Origin of the sequence: Flavobacterium hankyongi (genome assembly GCF_036840915.1) — a bacterium.
Taxonomy (GTDB): domain Bacteria; phylum Bacteroidota; class Bacteroidia; order Flavobacteriales; family Flavobacteriaceae; genus Flavobacterium; species Flavobacterium hankyongi.
On the sequence record NZ_CP085725.1, the window covers coordinates 2,222,829 to 2,239,741 of the forward strand.

General features: G+C 30.3%; 16 protein-coding genes. 8 read left to right on the forward strand and 8 right to left on the reverse strand.

Features of this window, described 5'->3' with window-relative positions; translation table 11 throughout:
* Positions 1 to 2: 2 nt before the first annotated feature.
* Both LJY17_RS10280 and LJY17_RS10285 read left to right on the forward strand, forming a co-directional pair.
* Positions 3 to 1,571, forward strand: coding sequence for a flavin monoamine oxidase family protein (locus LJY17_RS10280; protein ID WP_264543736.1), 1,569 nt, complete (start codon positions 3 to 5; stop codon positions 1,569 to 1,571).
* A gap of 90 nt (positions 1,572 to 1,661) precedes the next feature.
* Positions 1,662 to 2,762, forward strand: coding sequence for a DUF4407 domain-containing protein (locus LJY17_RS10285; protein WP_264543737.1), 1,101 nt, complete (start codon positions 1,662 to 1,664; stop codon positions 2,760 to 2,762).
* Positions 2,763 to 2,818: 56 nt separating this feature from the next.
* Here the strand turns inward: LJY17_RS10285 and LJY17_RS10290 are convergent, their stop codons facing one another.
* Positions 2,819 to 3,379: a lysozyme inhibitor LprI family protein gene (locus LJY17_RS10290; RefSeq protein WP_264543738.1), complete on the reverse strand. Its 561-nt coding sequence runs from the start codon at positions 3,377 to 3,379 to the stop codon at positions 2,819 to 2,821.
* Between the two features lie 23 nt (positions 3,380 to 3,402).
* Positions 3,403 to 4,131, reverse strand: a complete 729-nt coding sequence (locus tag LJY17_RS10295) for a PH domain-containing protein (RefSeq protein WP_264544904.1) — start codon at positions 4,129 to 4,131, stop codon at positions 3,403 to 3,405.
* Positions 4,132 to 4,270: 139 nt separating this feature from the next.
* On the opposite strand from LJY17_RS10295, the gene LJY17_RS10300 reads away from it, so the two are divergent.
* The 4 genes from LJY17_RS10300 (at position 4,271) to LJY17_RS10315 (ending at position 10,417) form a co-directional block, all read left to right on the forward strand.
* Positions 4,271 to 5,626 carry a sigma-54-dependent transcriptional regulator gene (locus tag LJY17_RS10300; RefSeq protein WP_264543739.1) on the forward strand — a complete coding sequence of 452 codons (1,356 nt, stop codon included), beginning with the start codon at positions 4,271 to 4,273 and terminating at the stop codon, positions 5,624 to 5,626.
* A gap of 28 nt (positions 5,627 to 5,654) precedes the next feature.
* Positions 5,655 to 6,794 carry an FIST signal transduction protein gene (locus tag LJY17_RS10305; RefSeq protein ID WP_264543740.1) on the forward strand — a complete coding sequence of 380 codons (1,140 nt, stop codon included), beginning with the start codon at positions 5,655 to 5,657 and terminating at the stop codon, positions 6,792 to 6,794.
* Positions 6,795 to 6,796: 2 nt separating this feature from the next.
* The gene (locus tag LJY17_RS10310; protein ID WP_264543741.1) at positions 6,797 to 9,820 is read left to right on the forward strand and encodes a PAS domain-containing hybrid sensor histidine kinase/response regulator; all 3,024 of its coding nucleotides are present in this window, start codon (positions 6,797 to 6,799) and stop codon (positions 9,818 to 9,820) included.
* Positions 9,821 to 9,946: 126 nt separating this feature from the next.
* Positions 9,947 to 10,417 (forward strand): response regulator, encoded by a 471-nt coding sequence (locus LJY17_RS10315; protein WP_264543742.1) that lies wholly within the window; start codon positions 9,947 to 9,949, stop codon positions 10,415 to 10,417.
* Positions 10,418 to 10,632: 215 nt separating this feature from the next.
* Here LJY17_RS10315 and LJY17_RS10320 read toward each other — a convergent pair whose 3' ends face one another.
* From LJY17_RS10320 to ruvC, 6 genes are read right to left on the reverse strand one after another with little or no spacing between them, the layout of a single operon-like run.
* Positions 10,633 to 11,001, reverse strand: a complete 369-nt coding sequence (locus tag LJY17_RS10320; protein ID WP_264543743.1) for an MmcQ/YjbR family DNA-binding protein — start codon at positions 10,999 to 11,001, stop codon at positions 10,633 to 10,635.
* A gap of 4 nt (positions 11,002 to 11,005) precedes the next feature.
* On the reverse strand, positions 11,006 to 11,356 hold the full coding sequence (locus tag LJY17_RS10325) for a bleomycin resistance protein (protein WP_264543744.1): 351 nt from the start codon (positions 11,354 to 11,356) through the stop codon (positions 11,006 to 11,008).
* Positions 11,353 to 12,117 (reverse strand): cyclase family protein, encoded by a 765-nt coding sequence (locus LJY17_RS10330; protein WP_264543745.1) that lies wholly within the window; start codon positions 12,115 to 12,117, stop codon positions 11,353 to 11,355. Before LJY17_RS10330 ends, LJY17_RS10325 begins: the two co-directional genes overlap by 4 nt.
* A gap of 11 nt (positions 12,118 to 12,128) precedes the next feature.
* Positions 12,129 to 13,262 (reverse strand): radical SAM family heme chaperone HemW, encoded by a 1,134-nt coding sequence (hemW, locus tag LJY17_RS10335; protein ID WP_264543746.1) that lies wholly within the window; start codon positions 13,260 to 13,262, stop codon positions 12,129 to 12,131.
* 32 nt (positions 13,263 to 13,294) lie between these two features.
* Positions 13,295 to 14,146, reverse strand: a complete 852-nt coding sequence (locus tag LJY17_RS10340) for a hypothetical protein (RefSeq protein WP_338441267.1) — start codon at positions 14,144 to 14,146, stop codon at positions 13,295 to 13,297.
* A 56-nt stretch (positions 14,147 to 14,202) separates the two neighbouring features.
* On the reverse strand, positions 14,203 to 14,757 hold the full coding sequence (gene ruvC / locus LJY17_RS10345; protein WP_264543748.1) for a crossover junction endodeoxyribonuclease RuvC: 555 nt from the start codon (positions 14,755 to 14,757) through the stop codon (positions 14,203 to 14,205).
* 57 nt (positions 14,758 to 14,814) lie between these two features.
* On the opposite strand from ruvC, the gene LJY17_RS10350 reads away from it, so the two are divergent.
* Complete coding sequence (locus LJY17_RS10350; RefSeq protein WP_264543749.1) at positions 14,815 to 15,771, forward strand: hypothetical protein; 957 nt, start codon at positions 14,815 to 14,817, stop codon at positions 15,769 to 15,771.
* Positions 15,747 to 16,847, forward strand: a complete 1,101-nt coding sequence (locus LJY17_RS10355; protein WP_264543750.1) for a glycosyltransferase family 2 protein — start codon at positions 15,747 to 15,749, stop codon at positions 16,845 to 16,847. Before LJY17_RS10350 ends, LJY17_RS10355 begins: the two co-directional genes overlap by 25 nt.
* Positions 16,848 to 16,913: the final 66 nt, after the last annotated feature.

The following is a 16,913-nucleotide window of genomic DNA, read 5'->3' on the forward strand; positions in this document are numbered from 1 at the left end:
AAATGAAAAAGACAATTTGTATTGCCGGAGGAGGAATTTCTGGTCTTTACAGCGCACTTCAACTTAGCGATTTAGATTACAATGTAATTGTTCTTGAAGCCTCAGAAAATCATTGGGGCGGAAGGATAGAAACCACTGTTTTAGAAAATTTTATTACAGAATGGGGTCCTATGCGTTTTGAAACTAAATTGCAACCCAAGTTTGGCAAATTAATTGACGATTTAAAAATTGAGCTTCTTCCTTTTAATGGACCACAAGCCAATCCTTCACAATTCCCTCAGTATGATCTACCGTTACAAGAACAGAATCTTAACGCTTTAGACTTATTGCGTAAAGGCATTTTACTTATGATGGGTAAAAACCCAAACAATCCACTAGATTTTGGCTGTCAAAACTGGATTGATAGTTTAACTGAAGAAGATTTTAGAATCATGCGTAAGGAATCTAAACTGAATGGAAAATTTATGTGGAAGATGGGATTCTGGAATGCTTTGAGTGAAGATGGTATTTTGTCTCATCAGGCTTTGATGAAAATACGTGATACTGGGACATTTTATCACATGATTCCAGACAATTTAAATGCAATTGAATGGGTTATTTGGTGGTTGAGAGCTTTTAAAACAGATGGGCAAATTTTGGCTACCATCAAAAAAGGTACAGACGAAATTACCAAACAGATGCTCTTAAAACTTCAGCAAAGAAAAAACGTGACACTTATAAATGGTGCCAAATTAGTTTCTTTCAAAAACAACGAGAAAAAACTTGTTGAAGCAACTTATACTAAAAAAGAAGAAAAATTAACTCTAGCTGCTGATCATTTATTATTGGCAATGCCTCAATATCCATTAAAAAAACTATATCATTCTTTGCCAGAAGAGATACGAGAACAGTTGGACAGTGTAAATGGTTTTGCGATGACTAAAGTCTTCTTTATACTAGACAAACCTTGGTGGGAATACAACCAATCACCGCAGGCGAGAGCCAATAGAATGCCTACACGCGAAATTCATTACTTCCGTCGCGCAAAAACCAACGATTTTGATGGCTATGGAATGATTTTATTGTATACAGACAAGCCTGCTACCGAATTTTGGAACTACTACATAGAAAACCGAAACAAACATGAGTTTGCTGAAGTAAATAACAACGATGAAATCAAACAACAGTTTGCAAATTTCATGTCAAAAGACGTATATCGTTCGCTTCAAGGCAACGAAGCCATGTCAACTACAGGTCTACAACTTACAAAAGAAGCCTTGTTGAAATATGCAAACATGAGCTTAAACGAAATTAAAGAAGATATTGAGAAATCTATTGTGTCCTATGGAATTCGTGACTGGTCGTGTGCCCCTTATGGCGCTGGAAATCATTGTTGGAGACCAGGAGTAAAATCATGGGAAATCCAAGAGCAATTTAAAGCCTTTGCATTAGACAATTCTGATGTAAAAAACATTCATATTATTGGCGAGGCCTATTCGGATTACACAGGTTTTATTGAAGGCGCAATCAATTCATCCGATTGGGCACTTGAAGAAATAACTGGGAAAAAGATGACGATTAATTTCAATTAATACTTATAATTTAAAATAAATCAACGTTTTAACTAAAAATTACTTTTTTGGTCTTAAATTTGTATATCATCAATCAAATCAAAATCAATCATGTTAAAACGTTTTTTTATTCTGTGCTCTGGCGCAGATAGGGAGTTACTAGACTCTTGCAGTGAAGGCGAACAAACCAAATATGTAGGTATTGGAGCCACTGTTTTTTTTACCGCAGTAATGGCTTTTTTAGCGAGTGCTTATGCCTTGTTTACTGTATTTGACAATCCTTATTATGCTATTGCATTTGGGACAGTTTGGGCATTTCTTATTTTTAATCTGGATCGCTTTATTGTATCTACCATTAGAAAAAGAGATAATCTTTTAGCAGAACTAGCACAAGCTTCACCCCGAATTATTTTAGCAATGATTATTGCAATTGTAATATCAAAACCTTTAGAAATTAAAATATTTGAAAAAGAAATTAATACTGTTCTTTTAAAAGAAAAGAATACCATGGCTATTGCTAATAAAAATCAGGTGACCAATTTTTTTAAAAGTGATGTAAGCAAAAATCAATCAGAGATTGACAGTATTAAATCGAATATTAAAGCTAAAGAAAAAGAAGTTGCCTATTTATATCAATCGTACATTACAGAAGCCGAAGGTAGTGCAGGAACTAAAAAAATGGGTAAAGGACCTATTTACAAAGAGAAAAGAGAAGCACATGATTTAGCTTTACGCCAACTGGATTCACTAAAAACAAATTCTGCCAAAACCATTGCAGATAAAGAAGCTAGAGCAAAAACTTTACAAGCCGATTTAGACAAAAAAGTATCCGATTCTAAACCAATCATAGATAATTTTGATGGGTTAATGGCAAGAATTAATGCCTTGGGGAAATTGCCATTATTACCTTCTCTTTTTATCATGTTGCTATTTTTAGCTATCGAAACCTCTCCTATTATTGCTAAAATGTTATCTCCTAAAGGAGAATACGATTTTAAACTAGAAGATAATGAAACTGCATTGAAAACTCATATTGAGCAAAACAACTTTCAACGTGCTTTACAAAAAGACACAGACGCCATGATTTATGACAAAGTGTATGAAGATATAAGGTCAGATAAAGAACTGTATGATTACAAGAAAAAATCTGCTATTGAAATTCTAAAATTGCAATCTGACAGTTACGTGACCAAGCAAAAAAGTGTCATGTAACTAAAAACAAAAAAGCATTAGATAATCTAATGCCTTTTTATATTCTAAATCTCTTTTTAATTTTCTTCTTTTTCAACAATAGAATTATAGTAAGAAAATATTTCTTCGACTCTAATCTTTATCAAATCAAAAGAATTTCCAATTGCTATATGTGATTGAATTGACCCTCCTGAGTTGTATTTCTCGTTCTCCATCAATTCAATAAACATTTCATCTTTTTCTTTGAATCTTAACCATTCTTTTTGAGATTCTGCAAATATCGGCTTATCTTTTTCATCAAGTTTTTGAAGCATTTTTTGATAATACCTTTCCAATAACATTTGATAGCCATCCCTCATTTCCAAAACAGAATTATTCATCGCTTCTGTTGAAGAATCAAAATCTTGATTTTTTCTGTTCTTACAATTTAATCTGAAGGTATCAATTGCAAATATTACTTCTTCTGATGTCAAATATTCTTTATTTAACTTTTTTTGAAAGATTATAACTTCTTTATTAACCTCCTCTGTAATATTTATTTTTGACATATTTTTTACAGAAATCTCTTTTTCATTTTTATTGGTACAACCATAAAAATGAGAAAAAATAAAAAGGGCAAAAAAGAGAGGCTTGCTCATTTAAAAAAAGTTTTATTGCAGAATTACATATATTGCAAAACTTCTGCTTTTAAACGGTCATATTCTCCTTGAAGAATTAGTCCGTTATCTAGTAATTTTTTATAATTCTGAAGTTTAGCAAAAAGTTCTTCACTACTCATTTCGCTTAATTTTCTTTCCCCTGAATTTGTTGCAGTAACTTCAATTTTCTCCTCAATAATTGGTTCAGCAATAGCTGGAACCGAAGGCATAATTTCAGCAAAAGAAGTTACTTCTTCTGCTTCAACTTCTTCTACAACTTCAACAGGATAATCTTCTACAATCACTGATTCTTCTACGACTGGAGCTATTTCTACCGCAGCAACTGCAACCTGAGGGTTTTTTAACAAATCCATTTGTTCTTTGGCAAAAGTGTATAATTTTCTAGCCTGATTTTTTGGCAAATAATCTACAGTATGTGTTAATTCAGTTTTTGTTGAAAAAGTAAAATCAGAACCTAAAATTCCTTCTTTTACAAACGTTCCTCCTATTTCGTCCCAATTAAAATCTACAAACTCCATAGACAAACCTAAATTTTTAGGTTTGCATAAAATGATACGCTTGTTGGTAACTACGATACTGTCTGGAAAAACCGTTATAGCTGGCTTTTTTTGTACAGCAATGTAACCAACTTCCTCGTTAGACATCAATAAGTTCTCAAGCTTTGCCGTAATTTTCTCAATTGCTTTTGGATCTTGATCTTCGTTTAATATTTTCTTTAAATTATCAATCATAGTATTCATTTTTAATTAAAAGTTTGATTGGCATCAAAATTTATGCCTAACAGCAACAAATCTACTATTAAATTTTTTAATTGAATGTAGGAAAAATAGCATTTTTTAGTTAAATTAGTAATGGCTTAAAATATATAATATGAACTCATTAAGAATATTTTTAATTGAAGACGATACTTTTTTTGGAGAGTCATTAAAATATCATTTAAGCTTAAATCCAGACTTTGAAGTTCACTTATTTACTACAGGAAAAGATTGTTTACAAAATCTCTATTTAAAACCACAAATAATATGCCTTGATTTTGGACTACCTGACATTACAGGTGACAAATTATTACAAAAAATTCGTGCTATAAATAATTCAATACCGATAATAATTATTAGCGGACAAGAAGACATTGAAGTAGCTATTAATTTCTTAAAATCAGGAGCAAGTGACTATATTGTTAAAAACAGTCATACCAAAGAAATTTTATGGAATGCAATTTTAAAAACAAAAGAAAACCTAAAGCTTATTTCAGAAATAGAAGATCTGAAAGAAAAATTAGAACAAAAATTTAGCTTTGAAAAAACAATCATAGGACAAAGCGACATAATGAAAGAAGTGTTTACTAAAATCAGTAAAGCCCTTAATTCTAATATAAATGTTTCTATAAACGGAGAAACTGGCACAGGTAAAGAAGTTGTAGCAAAAGCAATTCATTTTAACTCAGACCGAAAAAACAAGCCTTTTGTGGCCGTAAATATGGCCGCTATCCCAAGAGAATTAATGGAGAATGAGTTTTTTGGACACGAAAAAGGAGCTTTCACAGGTGCTGACTCCAGAGCCATGGGTAAATTTGAACAAGCTAATGGAGGTACTATTTTTTTAGACGAAATTGCTGAGTTAGACTTGAACCTACAAAGTAAACTTTTAAGAGTTTTACAAGAACGAGAAGTTATAAGAATTGGTGGTAAAGAAGCCATAAAATTTGATGCCAGACTTATCATTGCAACACACAAAAATTTAGCAGAAGAAGTCAAAAAAGGAAACTTTAGAGAGGATTTATATTATAGAATAATGGGATTACCTATTTATTTGCCTCCACTTAGAGAAAGAGACAATGATGTGTTATTGTTATCAAAACACTTTGTCAATTTATTTGTCAAAGAAAACAAATTAAAACCCATAACAATTTCAAAAGAAGCCAAAGATAAAATTCAAAAATACCCTTTCCCAGGAAACATAAGAGAATTAAAAGCAGTAATTGATCTTGCATGTGTTTTATGTAATGATAATGAAATAACAAAAAACGATCTTACTTTTTCAAGCTTTAATGATTCTAACATTTTCTTACATGAAGAAAAAACTCTCAGAGAATACACCTCAGAAATAATTCTTCATCACTTAAAAAAGAACAACAATGATGTCATTAAAACAGCAAAAAAATTAGACATAGGTAAATCGACAATCTATAACCTCATTCAATCGTTGGACAAGAGAGACAAGTTGTAAAAAACTTGCTAATAAACTAGTTAAGCATATGAAAGTAGCATCATATTTATACCAAAGTGAAACACTCATTAGTAATCCTAAAAATTCAAGCTTTAACGAAACCGAGGCTCAATTGGTTATTGGTTTTGGTGATAAAGAATTACTAAATGAAGATTTTTTCAGCAAAATAAAAAGCAAGTTCCCCAATGCAAAAATTATTTTATGTTCAACAGCAGGTGAAATTTATAACAACCAAGTTTATGATCACACGGTTTCTATCTCAGTATTTTATTTTGAAAGAGCGACTTTACAAACCAGTAAGGTAAGCATAGAAAATTATCAATCAAGTTTTGATGCAGGAAAACATTTAATTAAAAATCTTTCACAAAAAGATTTAAAATTATTATTTATTCTTTCAGACGGAAGTAAAGTTAATGCTAGTGAACTCGTTAAAGGAATCAATCAATTCAAAGACGAAGACATCTTAGTTACCGGGGGACTTGCTGGAGACGGCACTAATTTTAAAGATACCGTTGTAGGATTAAATGAAATACCAGTTTCTGGAAATATTGTTGCCATAGGTTTTTATGGAGATTGTTTACAATGCACTCATGGTTCAATAAGTGGTTGGGAAACATTTGGATTAGAGCGTATAGTTACGAAATCTGCAAAAAACGTATTATATGAAATTGACTCAAAAAATGCATTAGATCTATACAAAACCTATTTAGGAAAGTATTCAGATGAGTTACCTTCATCAGCATTACTATTCCCTTTAGCGATTATCAATTCAGAAAATGAACAACCAATAGTTAGAACAATTTTATCTATTGATGAAGAAAATAAATCTATGACATTTGCAGGTGACATTCCTGAAGGATGCAAAGTTAGATTTATGAAAGCTAATTTTGACAGGCTCATCGACGCAGCAAGCGACGCAGCAAATAATTGTATTGAAATTTACAACAACAAACCTCAATTTGCCTTTTTAATAAGCTGTGTAGGTAGAAAAATCATCCTTGGCAACCGAATAGACGAAGAAATAGAAGCCGTAACAGATATTTTTGGAGAAAACACAACCACAACAGGCTTTTATTCTTATGGTGAAATCTCACCATTAAAAACTCTTAAAAATTGTGAATTGCACAATCAAACCATGACAATTACTGGTATTCATGAAATGATATAACTATGGAACTTCATAAACTTTTACAAAAGCAAATAAAAAAATATTTAGGTGATATCGACACTAATCAATTCCCAATTAATGAATTCATAAACAATGTCAATCAGTCCTATTTAGCTTTTGAAAGAGATCGTGAGTTAATGGAACATGTTTTTATTCAAAGTGAAAAAGAATATAATGAAATAAATAAAAGTCTCAAAGAAGAATACAATTTAAAACAACAATCAATAGCCAACTTATACAATAGCCTAAAAGTCCTAGAAGATGAAGTAGATGAAATAAAAAATGAAGACATAGACGATTTACTTTATATATCCAAATATCTAAATCAGCAAATAGGAAAAGGTAAAGAAATCGAAAAAGACCTTTTGACAACAGTAGAACTTCTTAAAACCTTATTAGCCAATCTACAATCAGGAATTTTAGTGGAAGACGAAAACAGGAAAATACATTTTACAAATCAGCTCTTTTGCGACATGTTTTCCATTCCTATTAATCCAGATCAAATGATAGGTGTAGATTGCACAGAATCTGTTGAACAATCTAAACACTTATTTGTTGATTCAGAAAATTTTGGTCCAAGAATAACCGAACTACTCCTACACAAAAAAATAGTAACAAATGAGCTAATAGAAACAGTACATGGTAAATTTTTAGAAAGAGATTATATTCCTATTTTTATTAAAAATGTTTACAAAGGACATCTCTGGAAATATACTGATGTCACTAATAGAATAAAAACCCAAGCTTTATTAAAACAAAGTGAAGAGCGTAATAGGCTTATCATGAAATCTGCTCTTAATGCCATTATTACAATAAATACAAAAGATGCTATTACATTTTGGAACAATCAAGCAGAAATTATTTTTGGTTGGAAAAAGGAAGAGGTGTTAGGCAAAAGTTTAGCAGACATCATAATTCCTAACATACACAAAGAAGCTCATAAACTTGGAATGAAAAAATTCATGGAAACTGGTGAAGGACCAGTTTTAAACAAACAAATTGAACTTAGGGCGCTTCATAAAAACGGAAATGAATTTCCAATAGAAATTTCTATTATTCCTATTCAACAAAATAATGAACTCATTTTTTGTTCATTTATTCAGGATATTTCTGAACGAAAAGCAGCAGAAAACAACCTCAAATATCAAGAAGAAAAATATAGAAACATTATTGCCAACATGAATTTAGGACTTATCGAGGTTGACAACAATGAAATTGCTAAATATGTAAATCAAAGCTTTTTGGAAATTTCGGGATATGAAGAATCTGAGATTATAGGAAAAAAACCTTCATCAATTTTCTTTGCTTGGAATAATGAAGAATTCATCTCAAATAAAATTGAAAACCGTAAAAAAGGTATCTCTGAAATTTATCAAGTCCCAGTAAAAAACAAAAGAGGCGAATTAAGATGGTGGGCAATAAGTGCAGCTCCAAACTATGATGACAAAGGAAATCAAACGGGTTCAATAGGGATACATCTTGACATAACAAGTCAAAAAAAGTTAGAAATAGAATTAGAACAAGAAAAAATAAAAGCTCAAGAAGCTTCAAAGTCAAAAGAAGTATTTCTTGCTAATATGAGTCATGAAATTAGAACACCCTTAAATGCAATAATTGGTTTTCTTAGAGAATTAAGTAAACAACAACTTACAGAATTACAAAAAAATTATGTAGAAAATAGTAGTATTGCTTCAAAACATCTTTTAGCTATTATAAATAATATATTAGATATCTCAAAAATTGAAGCTCAAGAAATGATTCTTGATGAAGAAGATTTTAGCTTACAAAAATCCATAACAAATGTGGTTAATGTATTAGAACCAAAAGCTACTCAAAATGGCACTAAAGTAATTGTAAACTTAGATAATAAAATAGTTAAAACTTTAAAAGGGGACCCTCTTAGAATTGAACAAATACTATTCAATTTAATTGGAAATTCTATAAAATTCACTTCTAAAGGAGAAATCACAATAAGTACAAAGCTTATTCACGAAAACCCTAATAGTCAACAAATTTGCATAACTATAAAAGACACAGGAATTGGCATGGATGCTGATTTTGTTGAGAATATTTTTAAAAAGTTTTCACAAGAAGACAAAAAAACAACAAGAAAATTTGGTGGTACTGGATTAGGAATGGCTATAACCAAAGAATTGATTAATCTTATGAATGGATCAATTCATATAGAAAGTCAGAAAAACATTGGAACATCAATAGATGTTATTTTAAATTTACCAAAAAGCTATGTTGATTTTAAAAAAACCAATACATCAAACAATCACTCTATAAATATTGAAGATACTAAAATTCTTCTTGTTGAGGACAATGAACTAAATAGAATGGTTGCACAAAATTCACTTCAATACTATAATTGCCTTGTTACTGAAGCTGAAAATGGATTAGAAGCAATTAAAGCATTAAAAAAAGAAGATTTTGATATTATTTTAATGGATATTCAAATGCCTGAGCTTGACGGCATTGAAACTACAACAATTATTAGAAACGAACTAAAGCTAAAAACTCCAATCATTGCTCTTACCGCAAACGCCTTCAAATCAGAAATAGAAAAATGCTACGCTGCTGGAATAAATGATTATGTTACTAAACCATTTGATGAAGATCTTTTAATAGAAGTTATTTATAAAAATTTAAATAAAAATTATCTTTTAAAAAACACAAAAGACGAGTTACTGTATAACCTAAACTCTCTCTACAATTTAAGTCGTGGCAATAATGATTTTGTTTTTAAAATGATCGAAATATTTATCAAACAAACAGAAGAAACTATAATTAAGATTAATGATGCAATTAAATCAAATGAGTTTTCAGAGGTTAGTAAACTTATCCATAAAATTAAACCTAGTGTAGAAGGGATGGGAATTAAAAGCTTAATGGAGGACATGAAAAATTTAGAAGTAATTAGTAAAAATAAAAATGATAAAGAAATTATACGGTTATTCGAGATCATAAAAGAAAGTTTACAATTAGCTATAGTACAACTCAAAGAAAACGAATTAAAGAATTAAATTGGAAAAAATCCAAATTTTGGAAAAATTGGAATATTCTAAAAACCTTCAAAACCTTTTAAATAAAGGGTTTTTATTTTTGGCCTGAAATTAGCTGTCTATATAATTATAATAAAATTAGACTTAATGGAAAGGCAAAATAAGCTCAAACTATTTATCGTTGATGATGACAATTTTTGTTCAAGCGTATTTCAGCAATATTTAAATAACATAAACTTTACAAACATACAATGCTTTACCAATGATAATGATTGCATAGACAATTTAGATCAAAATCCAGACATCATTTTTCTAGATCATAATATGGAAGATTTGGCTAGCTTTGAGGTTCTTAAAAAAATTAAACGCCACAACCCTAACATCTATGTTATAATCGTTTCAGGGCAAGAAAACATTACAACAGCAATAAATGCATTAAAATACGGAGCTTTTGATTATATGGTAAAAGATTCAAATATTTGTGAAAAAATGAGCAAAGTGATTGAAGTAATATTAAAGATAAAAGAGGAATTAGAAAAATCAAATCCAACTACAATTCAAAAATTATTGTCATTTACATTCACAACATTTACTATTACAAGTTGGTTTAACTTATAAAAAACGCCTTGTCAATAACACTTTTGCTATTCTTTTGCTATTTTCTTTTAATTAATGACAAGTAAAATTTTGTTGATTTTAAATAATCTTAAAAAAATGGTAAAAAAGAGATTTGAATTATGAAAATTAGTTAGATAGAAAACACTTAGAATAACACATTCTAAAATAAACAAATAGTAAAAACTTGAAATCTAATGGATAAATATTATGAGTATTTAATTTATGTTGTTGATTTCTATTTGCAATTTCTTTGTTAAACTTTTGAAAACTAAATCATAAGAATCATTAATCAATTCTAACATCATTTTATCAGAAACATCCTTGTTAAAATCAACTGTATTCCAATGCACTTTACTCATGTGGTACCCTGGATTAACTCCTTCATATTCGGCACGGAGTTCTAATGCTTTATCAGGATCACATTTCAAATTAAGAGATGGCGTCCCTTTTTCCCATTCCTGCAAAGACGTTAAACAAAACATCTTTCCACCTACTTTAAAAACCAAAGTATCTTCATCAAAAGGAAAATGTTCTGTAACCCCTTTTTTTGACAAGCAAAATTCGTAAAGTTGTTGTATGTTCATTTGTTTAAATTGACTGACCAAAAGTTAATAAAGTGCCATTTGGATCTATAATTGAGAATTCTATTTGATCCCAAGGCTTTTTCTCTAGTTTACCATTTGGATGAATTTGAATATTATTTTCTTGAACTTTTTTATAAAAGTCGGCAATATCATTTTCCATTCGGATATAAATCATAAAATCAGATTTCAATGGATTTAATTCTTTATAAACAAAGAAATGAATTTCAAATTTATCTTTTGAAACGATACAATAATCATTATAATCTGCATTCAAGACAAAACCTAGTTTTTCATAAAACCCAAGAGTTTTCTGTTTGTCAATAAAGGGTAATTTAGGAATAATAGCCGTAATCATATTTTGTACAATGTTGGTTTACTCGGACTTGCATCATTTTCAAACGAAGCGATTTGAAGGTTTAGTATGTAAGATCCATCATCAATCGTATCATCAACAAAAATCAATTCTGTTATTGTACTGCTCATTCTAGCATCTTGATTAAGATGATTTACATCTTTTACATTCCAAAATGCTTTATGCGCCAATAGTCTGCCTTCATCATGTTCTCTATCAACACTTGGTAAATCGATTAACAGATGTTGAATTCCTTTTCCGCGAATAAATGTTGCTGCTTCTTCCAACAAATAAGGCCAGTTGGTGTTTGAGTATTTTTTTGAAGTTTTATCAGATGAATTTGGCAATGTTCTAATAATAATCGCTTCAGGAGATTTACCTTGTAAAGCATTTTCAATCTGTGCTTTAGTAATCACAAAATCTTCTCCTTGTGCTTCTGGCTGTACCGAAATCACTTCTGCAGTAAAAAAGAATTGCTTTAAACATTGATTGATACTATAGAAATCTCTTGTAATGTGTCCCAAACATTCGGTATGCGTACCATGTCCGTGAGGATTGAAAAAAATATTATTGAAATTTGTCGACGAACTCCCTTCAGAAACTTTACCTACCCAATCGCCAAATCGAACAGGTTCTATTTCTGGCTTTTCAATATACCAAGCAATTGGATTTTGTTCTGTATTAGAAATTGGCAAAGAAATATCTAATGGTTGAGATAAATCTATTTTAAAAGTCTGCTTTTGGTGTTGAATTTCTGCAATCACTTTGAAATTATTTATTCCAAATTTAACCAAAAAAGGTCTGATGCAATTCCGTCACAAAAGAATTTTCCTTTTTTCGTAGTTTTCAAAATATCATTTTCAAGAATCAATTTTTCATCATCAAGAAATTGTTGTGCATTTTGAAGTAAATATTCCAGATACTCTTTCCCAAATTCCTTTTCTATTCTCTGTAAAGAAACACCCCAAACCGTGCGCAAACCAGTCATAACATTTTCGTTATATCTATCAGTAATAGATAATGTTTCAATCTCACTTGGCAATTTAGACTCCTCAATAGACTTAATATACAAAGAATTATTGGAAACATTCCAACTACGATTCACTCCATCGTAACTATGAGCCGATGGGCCAATACCAATGTATTTTTTTCCTAGCCAGTATGCCGAGTTGTTTTTAGAAAAATAATTTGACTTACCAAAATTCGACAATTCATAATGTACAAATCCATTATTTTCGAGTTTCTCCACCAACATTAAAAACTGTTCATGTGCTACACCATCATCAAGTGCTGGTATATCACCTTTTTGAATCATTTTTTCTAAAGCTGTTTTATGCTCAACAGTTAGTGCATAGTTTGATATATGAGGAATATTTAAATCCAATAATGTTTGAATGTTCAGAAGCCACTTCTCATTGGTCAAACCTGGAATTCCATAAATCAAATCGACCGAAATATTATCAAAATATTGAACGGCAAATTCAAGACATTCTTTAGCTTCTAGAGCATTATGTGCACGATTCATAAGCTTCAAATCTTCTTCATAAAAAGACTGCACTCCTATAGATAATCTATTTACTCGAGATTTTGCCAACTCCAGAATTCGTTCCTTATTTAAATCATCAGGATTGGCTTCGATGGTAATTTCGGGATTATCTGAAACTTTATAATTAACATAAACCTCATCAATTAAATGATTTAAATCGTCTGAAGACAATATTGATGGTGTTCCGCCTCCAAAATAAATAGTTTCTACTGTTTCAACTTTAAATTCATTTTTACGTAAAACAAGTTCTTTGGCTAAGGCCAAAACCATAGTATCGCTTTTCTTTAATGAAGTAGAAAAGTGAAAATCGCAGTAATGACAAGCCTGCTTACAAAAAGGGATATGGATGTAGATTCCTGCCATAAAAAAGGGCAGATAAACTGCCCTGATATTTGTTATTGTGCTCCTTCTTTAAAAGTCCCGTTTGTAATTGTAATTGTTGACCCATTTGTTGGATGCGTTGCCGTTAAGCTAAATGTACCTTGCACTATCATAGAAGAAGCAGTTGCATATGTTATAGTTCCTGACACATTGTACTCTATTTCCTGATGTGTTACAGGATCATATTTTGAAAACGAAATTCTTTTTGTTGCAGAATTGTTTGAAAAATTAAAAGTCCCTGTTTGTGGCGAAAGATATGGATAAACAATTCCTATTATATACTCTCCTCCATTTTGTTCGAACAAAGTACTTGTGCTTCCGTCACCAGTAGAACTTTTTTGAATCCCATACCAATCTTGCCCATTTACTTTAGCATAAGTTCCAATACCACTAATAGGTGGTGTATATTCTATATAAGAGATCTTAAACGAACCACTAACAGTATTAGTTGTTGAAGTGTGATCGTATTCATCTTCATATAATTTACCGCTAAAATTAACCTTAATTGTTTTGTTTGTCGTGTTAATTTCAACTAATTGAAAAGTAAAAGTACTATTACTAAAATATGCAAACGAAGACGAAGTAGATATTGTGCTTGATATTGTGTTTGGATGTGTGAAAGCCTCGTATAAATTACCGTGAGTATTAAATTTTAAAGAAATTCCAAGACCGTCAGGGGTATCACCAGAAACTTCAATAAAACTTTCTTGTTTAATAGCAGTCCAACTATTAACGTTTTTTGCTTGACCATTATATGTTAAATTGAAATAATTTGCTTCTTGATCTTGAGGAGAGTCGCTTGAGCTATCAGACGAACAAGATACCAAAGAAACAGCTGTTAATAATACAGCGAAAAAATTTAGCATTTTCATAAGTAGATTTTAAATTTTCACAAATATATTCTTATTTCTAAACAAAAGTGTCATTTTTTTATTCTCTCTTCATTTTGCTTTACAAAAGCATCCCAACCCGAATAACTCTTACCTATCTCAACTCTACCCGAATTAAAAAAATGACAAACAGCTGCTGCCAAACCATCTGTCGAATCAAGGTTTTTTGGCAATTCTTTCAATCCTAACAACTGCTGAAGCATTTTAGCCACTTGTTCCTTACTGGCATTTCCGTTTCCTGTAATAGCCATTTTAATCTTCTTGGGTTCATACTCAGTAATAGGAATCTGACGTGACAAACCTGCCGCCATAGCTACTCCTTGAGCTCTACCCAATTTAAGCATCGATTGCACATTTTTTCCAAAGAATGGTGCTTCGATTGCAATTTCATCAGGATAATAGGTATCAATTAACTCAATAGTGCGTTCAAAAATTCGTCTCAAACGCATATAATGGTCGTCCATTTTGTTAAGCTGAAGCTCATTCAACTGAATGAATTCCATCTTTTTATTTACCACACGAATAAGTCCAAAACCCATAATGGTTGTTCCAGGATCTATCCCTAATATGATTCGTTCGTTTGACAAGCTTTTTTTGTTTAAAAGTTAAAGTTTAAAAGTACAAAGTTTTGTTACTTTGCTTCGATGACACTATTGAATAACAAAACTAAACAATTCCTTATACTTCTACTCAAACTTTTGATTGTAGGAGCTGCTTTTTATTTTATTTATGACAGATTAACTTCTGACACACAATTAAACTGGTCCCAATTCAAAAATTTAATAACACAAAAAGCTTCAATTGGAAATATCGTTTTATTGATATTTTTGTCTTTTTTAAATAGATATTTAGAAATCCTCAAGTGGCAGAATCTCGTAAAAGTAATAAGACCAATAAGTATTTATGAATCAACAAAACAAGTTATGGGAGCTTTAACACTAGCTCTTTTTACACCAAACGGAATTGGAGAATATGCTGGTAAGGCTTTATTTTTTGAGAAAGAAAAAACAAAAAAAATAGTTTTCCTGAACTTGATATGTAATGGTATCCAAATGATTTTAACTATCATTTTTGGTGTTTTTGGTCTACTATATTTCAATGCTAATTTTAATATTATAACTCCTGAAAGGGTGATTATAATTACAGTGACTTTCTTTGTTGTAATTCTCACATTGTTTTTCCTTAAAAAAATAAGCATAAAAGGATACTCTCTCGAAAAATTGATACACAAAATCAATGGAATACCTAAGTCGATACATCAAAAAAACATTCTTTTAGCTATAGCAAGATACCTAACCTTTTCACATCAGTATTATTTTCTGTTCTTAATACTCGATGTTCAAATACCATATTTATTGCTTATGGCTGCCATAACGAGTGTTTACTTTTTAGCATCATCATTGCCAAGTTTTCAGTTTTTGGATTTTGCTGTTAAAGGAAGTGTTGCTGTATATTTCTTTGGATTATTGGGAGTTAGTGAGTGGATTGTGGTTTTTATCACTACACTTATGTGGTTTTTAAATACTGTTTTACCAGTTGTTATAGGGACTTATTTTGTATTTACATTTAAATCAAGATGGAAACAGGAATCATCATTATAACCTTATGGTATGTTTTAAACATTTTATGGCTGATTTATGGTTTTACCAAAGTAAAAACATTTATTCCTAAAGAAAACACACCATCAAATCTATTTACAATTGTTGTCCCCTTTAGAAATGAAGCTCACAATCTTCCTAAACTATTACAATCTATTGAAGAATTAAATTATCCTTATAACTTATTCAGAGTAATTTTAATAAATGACGACTCAACAGACTCTTTTGAAATTCCTGATAAAAAATTTCAGATTTCTATATTAAATAATATAAGAAAAACAAACTCTCCAAAAAAAGATGCCATTAATACTGCGATCAAAAATGTTGAAACAAATTGGATTATAACAACAGATGCTGATTGTATTATTCCTAAAAACTGGCTAAAAACTTTTGATGCATTTATTAAAGAAAACGATCCAAAAATGATTGCGTCTGGTGTTCATTATCAAACAGGAAATTTGGTTCTTGATAATTTTCAACAACTGGATTTAATGAGTTTACAAGGAACGACAATCGGAAGTTTTGGTAATCATCAGGCCTTTATGTGTAACGGAGCTAATTTTGCCTATCGTAAAGATTTTTTTGAAGAACTCAAAGCGTTTGAAGGCAACGATGCTATCGCAAGTGGAGATGATGTTTTTTTATTACAAAAAGCCATTAATACAGAAAATATAAATGTACATTTTTTAAAATCAAATCAAACATTAGTACGAACCCAAACCGAAAAATCATGGTTAACCCTATTCCATCAACGAGTAAGATGGGCAAGTAAAACAGGGAATTATTCTGGAATTTATAGTAGACAATTAGGTTTAAGTGTTTTTGTCATGAACTTAACATGGATAATAATTGCTTTTTTTTCGTCATGTTGTTTTTTATCACTTCACTTATTTCTTACCATAATTACCCTAAAATTTTTTGTTGATAATTTTTTGATTTTAATAACTTCAAAATTCTTCAAAATAAAAATTAATCATCTTATACTTAGCAATCTTATTTATCCTTTTTTCAGCACAGCGGTGGTTTTCTATAGCTTTTTTGGTAGTTACAAATGGAAAGAGAGAACTTTCAAAAAATAAACATCAATCATAAATATTGTAAATCAATAACTTACAATCACAATTTGTTACTTTTTCATAAATTTA

Bases quoted from the DNA above. Each gene is read 5' to 3' on its own strand.
- LJY17_RS10320 (WP_264543743.1), bottom strand. From the start codon at position 11,001: ATGAACATACAACAACTTTACGAATTTTGCTTGTCAAAAAAAGGGGTT.
- LJY17_RS10305 (WP_264543740.1), top strand. From the start codon at position 5,655: ATGAAAGTAGCATCATATTTATACCAAAGTGAAACACTCATTAGTAAT.
- LJY17_RS10350 (WP_264543749.1), top strand. From the start codon at position 14,815: ATGACACTATTGAATAACAAAACTAAACAATTCCTTATACTTCTACTC.
- LJY17_RS10325 (WP_264543744.1), bottom strand. From the start codon at position 11,356: ATGATTACGGCTATTATTCCTAAATTACCCTTTATTGACAAACAGAAA.
- LJY17_RS10280 (WP_264543736.1), top strand. From the start codon at position 3: ATGAAAAAGACAATTTGTATTGCCGGAGGAGGAATTTCTGGTCTTTAC.
- LJY17_RS10300 (WP_264543739.1), top strand. From the start codon at position 4,271: ATGAACTCATTAAGAATATTTTTAATTGAAGACGATACTTTTTTTGGA.
- LJY17_RS10295 (WP_264544904.1), bottom strand. From the start codon at position 4,131: ATGATTGATAATTTAAAGAAAATATTAAACGAAGATCAAGATCCAAAA.
- LJY17_RS10310 (WP_264543741.1), top strand. From the start codon at position 6,797: ATGGAACTTCATAAACTTTTACAAAAGCAAATAAAAAAATATTTAGGT.
- LJY17_RS10290 (WP_264543738.1), bottom strand. From the start codon at position 3,379: ATGAGCAAGCCTCTCTTTTTTGCCCTTTTTATTTTTTCTCATTTTTAT.
- hemW (WP_264543746.1), bottom strand. From the start codon at position 13,262: ATGGCAGGAATCTACATCCATATCCCTTTTTGTAAGCAGGCTTGTCAT.
- LJY17_RS10315 (WP_264543742.1), top strand. From the start codon at position 9,947: ATGGAAAGGCAAAATAAGCTCAAACTATTTATCGTTGATGATGACAAT.
- LJY17_RS10340 (WP_338441267.1), bottom strand. From the start codon at position 14,146: ATGCTAAATTTTTTCGCTGTATTATTAACAGCTGTTTCTTTGGTATCT.
- LJY17_RS10355 (WP_264543750.1), top strand. From the start codon at position 15,747: ATGGAAACAGGAATCATCATTATAACCTTATGGTATGTTTTAAACATT.
- LJY17_RS10285 (WP_264543737.1), top strand. From the start codon at position 1,662: ATGTTAAAACGTTTTTTTATTCTGTGCTCTGGCGCAGATAGGGAGTTA.